This window comes from Ochrobactrum sp. Marseille-Q0166 (genome assembly GCF_014397025.1).
GTDB lineage: Bacteria > Pseudomonadota > Alphaproteobacteria > Rhizobiales > Rhizobiaceae > Brucella.
Window position 1 is genome coordinate 1,523,804 of sequence record NZ_JACJUO010000002.1, and the last position, 13,425, is coordinate 1,537,228.

Consider the following 13,425-nt stretch of genomic DNA (forward strand, 5'->3'; position numbering starts at 1 on the left):
ACAGCAGATCAGGCTGCTTTCTTCGCCTCGCCCTTATAGGGGTTGAAGCGCTGGTAGAAGCTTTCGCCATTCTCTGCCATATCGACAAGCAACTTCGGTGCCTTGAACTGCTGCCCGTATTTGCGCTGCAACTCCTTGGCAAGCTTGACAAATTTCTTCGCCCCCATGCCATCGATATAAGACAACGTGCCGCCGGTATAAGGCGCGAAACCAAAGGCCAGAATGGAGCCGACATCGGCTTCACGCGGATCGGTGACAATACCCTCTTCCATCACGCGAGCAGCTTCCAAAGCAATCGTCACGAGGAAGCGCTCTTTCAGCTCTTTCACGTCAATTTTATCCGGGTTCTGCTGAGGATAGAGGTCTTTCAGACCGACCCAGAGATGCTTCTTGGCAGGCTTGGCTGGGTATTCGTAGAAGCCCTTGCCGTTCTTGCGGCCCTTACGATCAAACTCATTGACGAGCTTGTCCACCAACTCCACATGACGTGGATCAACGGCCTTTTCGCCAAGATCGGCAAGCGTTGCCTTGAGGATTTTCTGCGAGAGATCGATTGCCGTTTCGTCGTTGAGCGCAAGCGGGCCAACCGGCATACCGGCCATACGGGCGGCATTTTCGATCATCGCAGCAGGAACACCTTCAACGAGCATGTTGTAGGCTTCTGACATATAGCGCAGCACACAACGATTGACGTAGAAACCACGTGTGTCGTTAACGACAATCGGCGTCTTTTTGATCGCACGAACATAATCAAGGGCTACTGCCAATGCCTTGTCACCCGTCTTTTTGCCGAGGATGACTTCCACCAGCATCATCTTGTCGACGGGCGAGAAAAAGTGGATACCGATGAAGTTCTTCGGACGCTTGGAGACTTTCGCAAGGCCCGTGATTGGCAAGGTCGAGGTGTTGGATGCGAAGACTGCAGAAGTTTTCAACACTTCCTCAGCCTTTTCAGTCGCCACGCGCTTGACGTCGCGATCCTCAAACACAGCTTCGATCACCAGATCAGCACCTTCCAGCAGCGCATAATCAGGCGTTGCGGTGATGAGCGACAGGAGCTTTTCCTTGTCGGCTTCCGTCGCGCGGCCCTTCTGCATTTCCTTGGTGAAAAGGTCAGCCGTGTGCGCCTTGCCCTTGTCGGCAGACTCCTGATCGCGATCGATCAACACCACGGGAATGCCTGCTTTAGCTGTCACGTAGGCAATACCTGCACCCATAAAGCCCGCACCAATAATGCCGATCTTCTTGAACTTGGTTGGCTTTTCTTCAACCGGGCGACGTGCGCCCTTGTTCAATTCCTGCAACGACACGAAGAGCGAACGGATCATCATTCCCGCTTCAGTCGTCTGAAGGATTTCAGTGAAGTAGCGCTGCTCGATCTTGAGGCCGGTATCGAACGGCACAAGAAGGCCTTCATAAACCGATTTCAGAATAGCGAGTGCAGCCGGATAATTGCCGGAGGTTTCACGACGCAAAATAGCGGTTGCAGCAGGCCAGAGATTTGCACCGGCAGCCGAATATATCGCGCCGCCCGGAAGCTTGAAGCCCTTTTCATCCCATGGTTGAACCGGCTTGAGGCCACCCTTGATGAGCTTCTTTGCGGTTTCCACGAGCTTCTTGGCAGGTGCCACTTCGGTGACAAGCCCCATCGCCTTGGCGCGCTGTGCGCTCAGACTTGAGCCAGTCGTCATCATCTGCAAAGCGTCCTGCTGGTTGGCAAGGCGCGGAACGCGCTGTGTACCACCGGCACCCGGAAACAAGCCTACTTTCACTTCCGGCAGGCCCATCTTTACACCCGGAGCGTCTGACGCAACACGAGCATGGCAAGCAAGCGACATTTCAAATGCCCCACCCATGCAGGTGCCATTGATCGCCGAAACCCATGGCTTGCCGGAGGTTTCAAGTTTGCGGAACAGTCCGCCCATACGGCCTACATTGTCGAACAGCGACTGGACCGCAGCTTGGCTGTCTTTGGCCTTTTGTTTCTGGAACTCCTTGAACATGCCTTCAAGCATGGTCAGGTCTGCACCGCCGGAGAACGTGTCTTTGCCCGACGTGATGACGACGCCCTTGACCTTTTCGTCAGCCGTCGTTGCGTCGATAATGGCGTTCAATTCCTGCATCACCTCGACGGTGAAAACATTCATCGACTTTTCTGGCATGTCCCAAGTTACGAGAGCGATGCCATCGGCGTCGGTTTCAACTTTGAAATTTACATAAGCCATATTCGCATCCTCCCCTTACACGCGCTCGATGATCGTGGCCGTACCCATGCCCGCACCGATACACAAAGTGACCAGTGCAGTGTTGAGGTCGCGGCGTTCCAATTCATCCAGCACCGTGCCGAGGATCATCGCACCTGTTGCACCCAGCGGATGGCCAAGCGCAATCGCGCCGCCATTGACGTTGATCTTGTCGTGCGGGATGTCAAAGGCTTGGCAGTAACGCAGAACCACGGCAGCAAAAGCTTCGTTTAACTCAAACAGATCGATATCCGAGAGCTTCATCTTAGCCCGCTTGAGAAGCTTTTCCGTCACATCTACCGGGCCGGTCAGCATAAGCGCGGGTTCAGAGCCGATATTGGCAAAAGCACGGATACGTGCACGCGGCTTCATATCGAAGGCTTTGCCAGCCTTCTTCGAGCCAATCAGAACACCAGCCGCACCATCGACGATACCCGACGAGTTACCAGCATGATGGACGTGATTGATGACTTCGACTTCCGGATGCGCCTGAATGCCAACAGCATTAAAGCCGCCCATTTCACCGGGCATCACAAAGGATGGGTTAAGCTGACCAAGCGCCTGCATATCAGTGCCCGGACGCATATGCTCATCATGGTCAAGGATGGTAAGGCCATTCTGATCCTTGACCGGAATGACTGAATTCTTGAAATAGCCATTTTGCCACGACTTGGCCGCGCGCTTCTGGCTTTCAACAGCATAGGCATCCACGTCATCGCGCGAGAAGCCGTATTTCGTAGCAATCAGATCTGCAGAGACGCCCTGCGGCATGAAAAAGCCAGGGAATCCGACTGACGGGTCCATATACCAGGCACCGCCCGACATACCCATGCCGACGCGGGACATGCTTTCAACGCCACCCGCAATCACCAGATCGTCGGCACCGAAGGCAACCTTGGCCGCGGCCAGATTGACGGCATCGAGACCAGATGCGCAGAAACGCGAAATCTGAACGCCCGGTGCCTTGAAATCATAACCCGCTTCAAAGGCGGCAGATTTTGGTATGACGGCGCCCGCTTCACCAACAGGATCGACACAGCCGAAAATAATATCGTCGACCTTTGCCGTGTCGATACCGTTGCGGTCGCGCAAGGATTCCAGAACCTTCGCGCCCAGACGAACGGCGGGAACTTCATGCAGGCTACCGTCCTTCTTTCCACGTCCGCGCGGTGTTCGGACGTGATCGTATATATAAGCCTCGGCCATTTTTTCTCCTTCCCGCTAAGTTCGAAAACTTAGCCTGATCTCTAACTCAAAATGCGTCTGCGTTAAGCGCCATCATGCTGTCCGCACCCGACTGGATGCGCGCGAGATGGGCAACACTTTCCGGCATGATCCGCTCGAAATAGTAGCGAGCCGTGACAAGCTTTGCTTCAAGATAGGCCTTGTTGCCCTCACCAGCAGCCAGCTTTTCCTCCGCGACCTTCGCCATGCGCGCCCACATGTAACCAAGCGCCACCAGACCAAACAGATGCATATAATCGTTTGATGCTGCTCCGGCATTGTCGGGTTTTGCCATCGCGTTCTGCATCAGCCACATCGTTGCGGCCTGAAGATCGTTGACGCCCTTTTTCAGATGCTTGGTGAAGAATGAGAGCTTTTCATTTTCGCGATTGACCTCGCAGAACTCGCCCACTTCCTTGAAGAAAGCAGTGATCGCACGACCACCATTCAGCGCCAGCTTGCGGCCCACCAGATCAAGCGCCTGAATGCCGTTGGCACCTTCATAGATCATAGCAATACGCGCATCGCGCACATACTGGCTCATGCCATGTTCTTCAATATAGCCGTGGCCGCCGAACACCTGCTGCGCCATGACAGCATGTTCAAAACCTTTATCAGTCAGAACACCTTTCAGCACCGGCGTAAGCAGGCCAACGAGATCGTCAGCCGCCTGACTTTCTGCTTCATCGCCGGAACGATGGGCAATATCGGAATTGAGCGCCGTCCAGAGGATAAGCGCGCGACCAGCTTCGTTGAAAGCGCGGATATTCATAAGGTTACGGCGGATATCCGGATGCACGATGATCGGATCAGCCTTCTTGTCAGGTGCCGCGGCACCTGAGAGCGCACGGCCCTGAATACGCTCACGCGCATAGATCGCAGCATTCTGATAGGCAGTTTCGGCAATCGAAAGACCCTGCAAAGCCACACCGAGACGTGCTTCGTTCATCATGGTGAACATGGCGCGTAGACCCTTGTGTGCCTCGCCAATCAGGAAGCCCGTCGCATCGTCATAATTCATGACGCAGGTTGCATTGCCGTGGATACCCATCTTCTCTTCGATGGATCCGCAGGACACGCCATTCCGCTCTCCCGGATTGCCATCGGCATCCAGAATAAACTTCGGCACGACGAACAGCGAAATGCCTTTCACACCTTCCGGTGCGCCGTCGATACGAGCCAGCACCAGATGGATGATGTTTTCCGACATGTCATGTTCACCAGCCGAGATGAAAATCTTCTGGCCGGAAATCTTGTAGGAACCATCACCCTGTGGTGTCGCCGTTGAACGCAGCAGCCCCAGATCGGTACCGCAATGTGGCTCGGTCAGGTTCATGGTGCCGGTCCATGTGCCTTCCACCATCCTTGGCAGATAAGTGTCTTTCTGCTCATCCGTACCGTGGGCGAGGATCGCGGCGATCGCGCCCTGTGTCAGGCCCGGATACATGGTCAGCGCCATATTGGCTGACGACATATATTCACCAACGGCTGTATGCAGCAGATATGGAAGTCCCTGCCCGCCATATTGTTCCGGCACCGCAAGACCAAGCCAACCGCCTTCGCGATACTGGTCATAAGCTGCCTTGAAACCCTTTGGTGTCTTCACTGAACCATCAGATGCGCGGACACAACCTTCCTGATCCCCGGTATGATTGACCGGAAACAGCGTGCCTTCGGCAAGCTTCGCGCCTTCGGACAGGATCGCCTCGACGACATCGGGTGATGCATCGGCAAAACCCGGCAGATTGTTATAACGCTGATAATTCAGAACGTCATTGAGAACGAAATTCGTATCCTCAACTGGCGCGCGATAGCTCGGCATCGAAATCCTCCAAATCAATTACCCGCTCGGCTCCGCATGAAGCGGAACAGGCTCCCACCTGTGTATTTGGTACGTCTGCCATATGGTGCACTCAAATGTGTGACAGGGTACTCTCCATGTCAAAATGGGGCCAAAACTCAAAGAAACCACCAATTTTGCCACTTTTGACGCTCTCGCAACTCAAAAAAACGATGACGAGAGTTCGATTGTGGAGCAAAACTAGCGTACTTTGACTTTTCCGTAAACGTCAAAATTTATTTATTCGTGCGACTTAAATTAAATTGTTTCTTCTCTTCAAATTTCACACCATTCGTGAACTAAGATCTGAACACCGAGAAATGCTTTTCCAAAACCCCTTACCCTGCTTTATCGTTGTATTGCGTGTCTTTTTGAATTTTCATCTGCGACGAATGCGAACGCTCTGGGCTCGTCATTTTTGCATCTGAGAGCGGAGCCATGCAAAAACATAAAAATGCTCTTTAAATGGAAAAAGGAAGGCATCGTAGAATTCAGATGCCCCAGATCAAACCCGGAAAGCGCAGATTTTTGGGATAGGTGAAGCTGCTCGTGTGAAAGCTGAAAACTCGGCATTCATCGAGCTACACCGGAGTCTGGCGCCGTTTCCTCTTTCAGCCAGTGGATGAAATCGCGCACTGGCTGCCGCCTGGCAGCATCGGGCAGAGTTACCGCATAATATGCGAACTCTGCCGGCCATGGCCGATCCAGTGCAAGCGCCAAACGTCCGGAGGCGATTTCTTCGGCAGCATAGACATCCCGCACGAGGGCGAGCCCCTGACCGGCAATTGCCGCGCGAACAAGCATATAATCATCCTCAAAGGATGGGCCACGCTCTGCGCGAGGATCATCTGCTACGCCAACAGCTTTAAACCACAGATGCCAATCGGCCCGATCAGAATCCTGAAGCAGCGGCCAGCCGAGGCAGTCCACAGGTTCCTTTATCGGTGGCCGTGTGCCCAGCAACTTCGGACTTGCGACCGGCAAAAAGACCGGGGCCATCAGATGTTCGGATACAAGGCCAGGGTAATGGCCTAGCCCGTGCCGGATGGCGATATCTACACGGTCGCGTCCAAGGTCGACGAGCTTTGATGTAGCCTCTACGCGAACCTCAATATCCGGTTGCCGGGCGGTGAACCTGCCAAGCCGAGGCACCAACCAAGACGCAGCGAATGACGGCACCGTGCTGATGGTCAACGTCGGACGCGTATTGATTGCCTCCAGCGTCTCTAGGCTCTTTGCGATCTGGTCGAAGGCGACAAGCAGACCTGGATGAACCTTTGCCCCTGCCTCGGTCAGTCGCACCCCGTAGCGCGTGCGCGTGAACAGTGTGACGCCGAGGCGATCTTCCAACTGTCTAATCTGCTGGCTAACCGCCCCGGATGTGACACCCATCGCTTCGGCGGCTTGCTTTATACTACAATGTCGTCCCGTTTCGACAAAGGCCCGCAGAGCAAGCAGGGGAAGCACAGGATTCATAATATAGATTACCTAAATTCTAAAAGCAGATCATATGGTTTTTGATCGCAATTTATATCGGATAATACGTCTTTATCGACAGACATAAAGATTTAGCATGGCTATCTCCTGAAAGCGAGATGAATTGATGGCAACGGCAATACCTCGACAAGACAGTTCATCTACTTTCAGCGGCTTTCTTTTTTGGACGCGGTGGATTTTTTGCGCTGGCGGATAAAGTCATAGGTTTCCGTGGGCCGCATCTTCTCGCGTCCGCGGGTATGACCACTATCGCTCTTGGTTCCAAGCTCAAGGTGCTGACCGGTTCCGCTCTGGTCTTCATCCGAAGCAATAAACCGTGAAACTCCCAAATTCATCGCATAATTCAAGGAACGGCGGAATGATCCACCTCTATACAGATTCCTCTCCGAACGGATTCAAGGCGACAATTGCTCTTGAAGAACTGGCGCTTCCCTACCGCCTGCATCATGTGCGTATTGACGATGGTGAACATCGCCAGCCCGCCTTTCTCGCTCTCAATCCCCATGGCCGTATTCCAGTCATCACGGATGAGGATACCGGCATCACTTTGTTCGAGTCAGCAGCTATCCTGCTCTATCTGGCCGAAAAGACGGGCAAGCTTCTGCCACAAGACACCAAAGCGCGGTGGGAAGCGATCAAGTGGCTTCAGTTCCACACGTCAAGTATGGGGCCTATCCTCGGACAACGTGTCCATTTCGAGATGTTTGCCAAGGACAAAATCCCGTCCGCCATTGAACGCTATCAAAATCTGACCGAAGACGCCTTCGCGGTGCTCGACGACCGATTGTCGGGAAATACGTGGCTGGCGGGTGAGGACTATTCCATCGCCGACATCGCAACCTTCGGCTGGACACATATCGCGGTGATCTGCGGATTCACTTTCACTCACCATCAAAATTTACTGCGCTGGCACGAACAGGTCGCAGAACGCCCGGCCGTGCAGCGCGGCATATCGCTTCCGGCTCCCGCAACAGGGCCGTGAAGACAACTCGCATAAGGAATTCATTTTCATGACTATCATTACCGATACCGCACCGTCCGTTAGCATTTCGGAGGGAGCGTCATCCGACGCTTTTGCCCTGCATCCCGGCTATAACCGAATGTTCAGAGCCGATCATCTCACGGTCGGTATCTTCTTGCCGCTGCGCTTCTATCACGGCAGCATGTCAGTATTGGAGGGGCAGGCTGAACTTGTCGGCAGCATCGACAGACACGGATTTGCAGCCGTTTGGCTGCGAGATGTTCCGCTGTTCGATCCCGGTTTCGGCGATGCCGGACAGGTCTTCGACCCCTTTACCTATCTTGCTTATCTAGCGGCCAAAACGGAGCGCGTTGCTCTTGCCACGGGAAGCGCGGTCTTTTCGCTGCGCCACCCCATCGACCTTGCCAAGATGGCGACAACCATCGATCAACTTTCTGGTGGCCGCCTTGTTCTTGGAATCGCTTCAGGGGACCGCCCCGTCGAGTTCCCGGCATATGGCGTTGATTTTGATACAAGAGGCCAACGCTTTGCGGAAGCCGTCGCGTGGTTTCGCCGTCTTGTCGCTGAAGGCAGTCCTTCGATCAATGGGAGGCTTGGCGCAATGACCGGTGCCGATTTGCTTCCCAAAGCCGCGACTGGCCGCATCCCGCTCATTGTCACAGGCTCAAGCCGGCAGACGCCAGAATGGGTGGCGACGCATGCTGACGGCTGGCTGACCTATCCGCAACCAACTCATACGCCCGAAGGACCGAAACGCCTCGCAAAGAACATTCGCGCCTGGCGCGAGAAGATAGGGGGCGGTGGATTCCGTCCGCACATGACGAATGAATGGCTTGATCTGGTCGCCGATCCGCACTTCCCTCGCACACCCTTGCAGGGCGGCTTTGTGCTCCGAACGGGACGAAACGGATTGATCGACCTGTTGGGCGAATGGCGAGATGCAGGCGTGAACCATGCGGCTCTTGGCATCCAGTTCTCTGAACGTCCTGCCGCCGAAATCATACAGGAATTGGCCGAGGAGGTTCTACCGCTGTTTCCCTCCCACGAAGGCCCCGCGCCGTTGAGTGCGAAATGGTGAGCCTGACAACCAAGGAAAGGAAATGCAATGACCGTTCTAGCCGACGAGCATGACCTGTCAGCTATCAGCTTGCGCGGCGCTCGATGATCGACGCGGCTGCCCGACACCTCTATGACGGTGTGGCGGTGGCGACCCTTGGGTCACATACAATCTGCAACCATGAGGCCACGCTATGTTAGAACTTCGACCTAATTGCGAGTGCTGCGACCGAGATTTACCGCCATCAAGTGTTGAAGCTCGCATATGCAGCTTTGAATGCACATATTGCGTAACCTGCGCCGGGGCGTTTCCCGGCGGGAATTGCCCCAATTGCGGCGGTAATCTCTTAGCGAGACCAATCCGTCCAGACGTCTTTCTTCTACGACATCCGGCATCAACAGCACGCATTTTCAATGCAAAATGTCGCAAACATTAGGACAATGAGGCGGGAGGGGTGTGAATGCATTTCTTGGGAAAAATCGAGACACCAATCGGGCAAATGACGGCCATCGTCAATAGAAACGGCGCTCTGGTTCGGCTCGATTTCGTAGGTGACACACGAGCAGGCGCTGATTGGCAGCCCCCCGGTGCTTTGGTCCAGAAAGACGATGCCGTTGCACATGTCGCAGCGCAGATTGCAGCTTACTTTCGCCGTGAGCTAAAGATTTTTCGTATCCCCCTCGCACCGGCAGGTAATGTATTCCTACAGGAAGCGTGGTCGCAACTGGCGAAAGTGCCCTATGGTACCACCATCACTTATGGTGATCTCGCCCAACGTCTGGACAAACCGACATCGGCAAGGGCTATAGGGCGGGCCAATGCCATAAACCCGATCTCGATTATCGTACCTTGCCATCGCGTCATCGGCGCTAATGGCAAACTCACCGGCTATAGTGGCGGGCTGGAGAAGAAAGCGGCCTTGCTTCGCTTGGAAAACGTCAATGCAGGATGGGACGGGCATGATCCGGCACGCCTCCTCTAGGGTAAAAAAGGAGGCGCAGGTGGTCGCATACCAATGAGCTTATTGTGGCAAAGGCACTGGACCTCAACCAAACGATCGTCAGCCTGTGGATTTAGGCTTGCGAGGAAAATCTTGGCATCGTTCTTTTTGAGCTCAACAATCGGCGTTGATGCCCTTCAAACAACCTCTGTGTCTTCAGTATCGCTGGCAGGGATCAGCATGGCTTTTCATGGTCAAAGCGGTGTTGGCCGCATGAAAATGAACCCGATATCTTTCAGGACCTGCACGAAAGTGATCCTGAAATCGAGTTCTGCGTAGTTGGCCTCACTTATAGCAATAAAATCCTTATTGGTAGCGGCTCTTATGAGCGGCTTTTCACAAACAGTATAAGTTGTGCAGACATGATTGCAGTCTTCGCCCTGGCGTCTTGTGTTCACCACCGGCAACTTGAAGAAAGGTGCTTTGAGGAGATTGAGAAAACCGCGAAGACCCATCTGCCGAGCTATCTTCCACCCCACACTTGCCGGCTGGCGCCTTGTGGCCTGTACCGAACCCTCTGCGATCAACCCGCCCGCTGCGTCACGGAAGCGGAAGGTCCAGTAATCACCGGAAAAAACCACCTCGCTCTTGGTAAGTCGTGCATTGAGCAGCAGATGTTCGCTATTATACCGAACGACGCGTTGCGTGTTATTCCATAGACCATGACATACCATCATAAGATCAGGGATGAGTTTTAGTGCACGATAAAAGGAAAATGCATCCGCCCGCAGCGGTTGCTCTTTGTGCCGCGTGGCAAACAAAGATATTTGTAGTTCATGATGAGCATCAAGATTTGCTTCGGTGAAATCGCAAATCCATATTGCGGCGAGCGCACGCCCGTCTGTATCCAGCACAGGCTCTAGGTTTTCGGCTGCAAGAAATCTGGCAGCAACCTTTCCGTCAACCGTCCCCCCAAGTGATAAGATCGTGCCGTTGTAAATGTGATATGGAGTCGTTGACTCTTCGCCTGCGACGACAACAGAACCGTCGATTGGGAAGCGTTGAAACAATTGCTGCTTGTGCGTCATTGCATGCCCTTAGGTGGTTTTGGATTTCCATGCATTGTTGGGCTGATGCGCTTGCGCGGTATAGAACCGAAACGACATGAACTATGAGACAAGTTGAATATGCAACGCTGTATCGCCCTGAGCGCTGTCTTTCTAACTGCATATATCTCGCAGTAGAGCGCGATACGCGCAACGTTCAGTTAATCGACGCGGATCGGTTTAACTATTATCCCGCAACGCCTTTCGCTTCCATCTCGTGGATACTGGCTGGCCAATTGCACATGGTCGAAGGTTGCGCAACGGATGTTCCGACCCTCGGCAACCCGCTACCCAAAGTGTTTTTCTCCGGCCCAACGCGACGCCCGTCCATAAGTTGGTCTCCCGGAGCAGTGCACGTGCTAACCATCAGCTTCTATCCTGAAGCATTGACGCGCCTGCTCGAAATCAATCTCGCACAATATGTCGGCGCCGTTCTTCCCTTGGAGAAAATTGCATCGGGGGGCAGATTGGCCCAGCTGTCGTCTATCCAATTTGGCCGGCAGACCAAGCCGTTTGTCCAAATTCAGGATTTGCTAAACGGGCTTTGGGATAATGAACCTGCGCAGCAAGTTTCCGATGTCCGAAGCTGGTTGGCGCGGCTTGCCGCGTGGGCAGGATCAACTTCTGGGAAAAACGGGCAGAGGTCGCTGCAACGTCTTATCAAGTACAGGACAGGCCAGAGCTTGCGCGACCTTCAACTTTATGCCCGCGTTGAGAATGCAATTTCCCGTGGCGCCCAGATGGCGAATGAGGAAGACTGGAACTTCGCAGCCGTCGCGGCTGAAAGCGGGTTTTCCGATCAATCCCATCTTGGCCGGGAAATTCGTAGGGCAACCGGCCTCTCACCGGCAAAACTCAACGAGTTGGTGGAGCATAGTGAGCCATTCTGGATCTACAGATTGCTAAGATAGAAAGGCTATAATCCGTTCTGGTTGGTCATAAGCCGTCAACTCGGTAGATAGGCTTGAGATTATAATGTTTAGACATTTCCTGTTTAAACTGAACCACTGGAAATGCTCTGTCTGTTTGTTTTTACGCGCATCTGGTTCCCAAAACCGGCTCCCACTTTTTGGGATGCGCTCTAGTCGCATCCGAGCGTGAGCGTCGAAAAAGGTTATGTCTCAACAATGAACTTCGGCTCGTAAGAAACGGGAAAGTTGACCGAGCGAGCGACGAAGCAGACCTTGTGAATACGGTGATGGATGGACTCCGCAAGCTGAAGGTCGGTATTGCCCAGGACCGTAACCTTCGGTCGAAGCGTGGCAGATGTAAATCGCCCTGCTCCGCTTTTCTCCACTTCGCCGATGCCAACTGGCTTGTCCACATAGCGCGTCACCACGATTCCATGGTCCGATGCATAATGAAGATACCAGAGCATATGGCAGGCGGAGAGTGCCGAAATCAGAAGATCCTCGGGATTCATTTTCGTTGGATCTCCACCCAGTAAGGGATCATTCGAACAATGAACCACCGGCTTGCCGGGAATGGCTATGTCCCATGTTCGGTCATAGCTCCGATAATTGGCGGTTCCTTCTCCGCGATTGCCTGTCCAGACGACATATGAACTGTAGTTGTGACTCATAAGCTATTCCTTGTGCGGCAAATAATTTCCTGTTAGGTATACGTGTATACGCGTATATGTAAAATGGATGACGTGCAAGATGGCGCTTAGTGATACGTTGCGAAAGGAAATACTCGCCGGCCAGTTGCCGCCCGGAACTATGCTGTCCCAGACCGAGCTCGCTGTTCGGTTCGGTGTCAGTCGCATACCAGTGAGGGACGCATTGCAACAGCTTGCCGCTGAACGACTCGTGATGGTGCTCCCCGGCAAGGGGGCACAAGTCATCGAACTCACGGATGATGAACTGGTAGAAATCTACGACCTTCGAAGGCTTCTGGAATGCGATCTTTTACGACATGCGATTGCGAAGGCCGGTCCGGGGGATCATGCCGAAGCTGAATACGCGCTGCGTAAATCAAATCTCGAAGCCGGACGTCCTGGCTGGGCAGAAGGTGACTGGTTGTTTCATGCAACGCTCTACGCTCCGGCGGGGCGTAAGAAGCAACTCGCGATAGTAGAAGAGCTACGTCGTAGCTGCTTGATGCACGCCATCCAATACGACAAGTTAGCTATAAAAACGCCAGCGTGGATCGACCACCATGAAAATATTTTCCGAGCTTTCGTAGAAGGTCACATTGAAAATGCAGTTCGCTGCCTTGAGCAGCACATAGAAGCTGCACGGTCCTTCTTGCTTGAACTCCGTCACGATAGCGCCCCTGCGAAGCTCGACTGTGCACCGAGATGATCCTTGCTACTATATTTGCGAAGCCATCGCACGACCTTAGCTACACGCAATCGCGGCTATGCCCTTATGCTGGATTAAACAAATGGAAAAAGTAGGATCGAGGCTGCCCGTTATTCGGATCACTGGCCTGCTCAATCTGCGTAAAGCGGCCCTCCCATATACGCAATCTTACACTAGCACTATCCTCGCGCTTCTAATAAGCCCGGGTTGAAAAGGGAAAATTTCTGGGT

13 protein-coding genes are annotated in these 13,425 nt (G+C 53.6%); 6 read left to right on the plus strand and 7 right to left on the minus strand.

The window, feature by feature from the left end:
- Positions 1-8 precede the first annotated feature (8 nt).
- The 5 genes from H5024_RS18375 to H5024_RS18395 form a co-directional block, all read right to left on the minus strand.
- On the minus strand, positions 9-2,225 hold the full coding sequence (locus H5024_RS18375) for a 3-hydroxyacyl-CoA dehydrogenase NAD-binding domain-containing protein (RefSeq protein WP_187548550.1): 2,217 nt from the start codon (positions 2,223-2,225) through the stop codon (positions 9-11).
- Between the two features lie 15 nt (positions 2,226-2,240).
- A complete protein-coding gene (locus H5024_RS18380; RefSeq protein WP_187548551.1) occupies positions 2,241-3,449 on the minus strand; it encodes an acetyl-CoA C-acetyltransferase in 1,209 nt (402 codons plus the stop codon).
- A gap of 46 nt (positions 3,450-3,495) precedes the next feature.
- Positions 3,496-5,289 (minus strand): acyl-CoA dehydrogenase C-terminal domain-containing protein, encoded by a 1,794-nt coding sequence (locus tag H5024_RS18385; RefSeq protein WP_187548552.1) that lies wholly within the window; start codon positions 5,287-5,289, stop codon positions 3,496-3,498.
- A 591-nt stretch (positions 5,290-5,880) separates the two neighbouring features.
- Positions 5,881-6,783: a transcriptional regulator GcvA gene (gene gcvA / locus H5024_RS18390; protein ID WP_187548553.1), complete on the minus strand. Its 903-nt coding sequence runs from the start codon at positions 6,781-6,783 to the stop codon at positions 5,881-5,883.
- 167 nt (positions 6,784-6,950) lie between these two features.
- Positions 6,951-7,139 (minus strand): hypothetical protein, encoded by a 189-nt coding sequence (locus H5024_RS18395; protein WP_187548554.1) that lies wholly within the window; start codon positions 7,137-7,139, stop codon positions 6,951-6,953.
- Positions 7,140-7,162: 23 nt separating this feature from the next.
- Here H5024_RS18395 and H5024_RS18400 point away from each other — a divergent pair, with 23 nt between their 5' ends.
- The 4 genes from H5024_RS18400 (at position 7,163) to H5024_RS21555 (ending at position 9,825) form a co-directional block, all read left to right on the plus strand.
- Positions 7,163-7,786, plus strand: coding sequence for a glutathione S-transferase family protein (locus tag H5024_RS18400; RefSeq protein ID WP_187548555.1), 624 nt, complete (start codon positions 7,163-7,165; stop codon positions 7,784-7,786).
- Between the two features lie 28 nt (positions 7,787-7,814).
- Entirely contained in the window at positions 7,815-8,864 is a 1,050-nt protein-coding gene (locus H5024_RS18405) for an LLM class oxidoreductase (RefSeq protein ID WP_187548556.1), read from the plus strand.
- 172 nt (positions 8,865-9,036) lie between these two features.
- On the plus strand, positions 9,037-9,279 hold the full coding sequence (locus H5024_RS18410; protein WP_187548557.1) for a DUF1272 domain-containing protein: 243 nt from the start codon (positions 9,037-9,039) through the stop codon (positions 9,277-9,279).
- Positions 9,280-9,303: 24 nt separating this feature from the next.
- Positions 9,304-9,825 (plus strand): methylated-DNA--[protein]-cysteine S-methyltransferase, encoded by a 522-nt coding sequence (locus tag H5024_RS21555; RefSeq protein ID WP_282186080.1) that lies wholly within the window; start codon positions 9,304-9,306, stop codon positions 9,823-9,825.
- A 212-nt stretch (positions 9,826-10,037) separates the two neighbouring features.
- Here H5024_RS21555 and H5024_RS18420 read toward each other — a convergent pair whose 3' ends face one another.
- The gene (locus H5024_RS18420) at positions 10,038-10,871 is read right to left on the minus strand and encodes a hypothetical protein (protein WP_187548558.1); all 834 of its coding nucleotides are present in this window, start codon (positions 10,869-10,871) and stop codon (positions 10,038-10,040) included.
- 83 nt (positions 10,872-10,954) lie between these two features.
- On the opposite strand from H5024_RS18420, the gene H5024_RS18425 reads away from it, so the two are divergent.
- Positions 10,955-11,800: a helix-turn-helix domain-containing protein gene (locus tag H5024_RS18425; protein ID WP_187548559.1), complete on the plus strand. Its 846-nt coding sequence runs from the start codon at positions 10,955-10,957 to the stop codon at positions 11,798-11,800.
- A 203-nt stretch (positions 11,801-12,003) separates the two neighbouring features.
- On the opposite strand, the gene H5024_RS18430 is transcribed toward H5024_RS18425, so the two are convergent.
- Positions 12,004-12,471 (minus strand): OsmC family protein, encoded by a 468-nt coding sequence (locus H5024_RS18430; RefSeq protein ID WP_187548560.1) that lies wholly within the window; start codon positions 12,469-12,471, stop codon positions 12,004-12,006.
- Between the two features lie 79 nt (positions 12,472-12,550).
- Between H5024_RS18430 and H5024_RS18435 the strand changes: the two genes are divergently transcribed.
- A complete protein-coding gene (locus H5024_RS18435) occupies positions 12,551-13,195 on the plus strand; it encodes a GntR family transcriptional regulator (RefSeq protein ID WP_187548698.1) in 645 nt (214 codons plus the stop codon).
- Positions 13,196-13,425: the final 230 nt, after the last annotated feature.

Bases quoted from the DNA above. Each gene is read 5' to 3' on its own strand.
- H5024_RS18400 (WP_187548555.1), top strand. From the start codon at position 7,163: ATGATCCACCTCTATACAGATTCCTCTCCGAACGGATTCAAGGCGACA.
- gcvA (WP_187548553.1), bottom strand. From the start codon at position 6,783: ATGAATCCTGTGCTTCCCCTGCTTGCTCTGCGGGCCTTTGTCGAAACG.
- H5024_RS21555 (WP_282186080.1), top strand. From the start codon at position 9,304: ATGCATTTCTTGGGAAAAATCGAGACACCAATCGGGCAAATGACGGCC.
- H5024_RS18420 (WP_187548558.1), bottom strand. From the start codon at position 10,871: ATGACGCACAAGCAGCAATTGTTTCAACGCTTCCCAATCGACGGTTCT.
- H5024_RS18380 (WP_187548551.1), bottom strand. From the start codon at position 3,449: ATGGCCGAGGCTTATATATACGATCACGTCCGAACACCGCGCGGACGT.
- H5024_RS18375 (WP_187548550.1), bottom strand. From the start codon at position 2,225: ATGGCTTATGTAAATTTCAAAGTTGAAACCGACGCCGATGGCATCGCT.
- H5024_RS18395 (WP_187548554.1), bottom strand. From the start codon at position 7,139: ATGAATTTGGGAGTTTCACGGTTTATTGCTTCGGATGAAGACCAGAGC.
- H5024_RS18410 (WP_187548557.1), top strand. From the start codon at position 9,037: ATGTTAGAACTTCGACCTAATTGCGAGTGCTGCGACCGAGATTTACCG.
- H5024_RS18385 (WP_187548552.1), bottom strand. From the start codon at position 5,289: ATGCCGAGCTATCGCGCGCCAGTTGAGGATACGAATTTCGTTCTCAAT.
- H5024_RS18435 (WP_187548698.1), top strand. From the start codon at position 12,551: ATGGCGCTTAGTGATACGTTGCGAAAGGAAATACTCGCCGGCCAGTTG.
- H5024_RS18430 (WP_187548560.1), bottom strand. From the start codon at position 12,471: ATGAGTCACAACTACAGTTCATATGTCGTCTGGACAGGCAATCGCGGA.
- H5024_RS18405 (WP_187548556.1), top strand. From the start codon at position 7,815: ATGACTATCATTACCGATACCGCACCGTCCGTTAGCATTTCGGAGGGA.
- H5024_RS18425 (WP_187548559.1), top strand. From the start codon at position 10,955: ATGAGACAAGTTGAATATGCAACGCTGTATCGCCCTGAGCGCTGTCTT.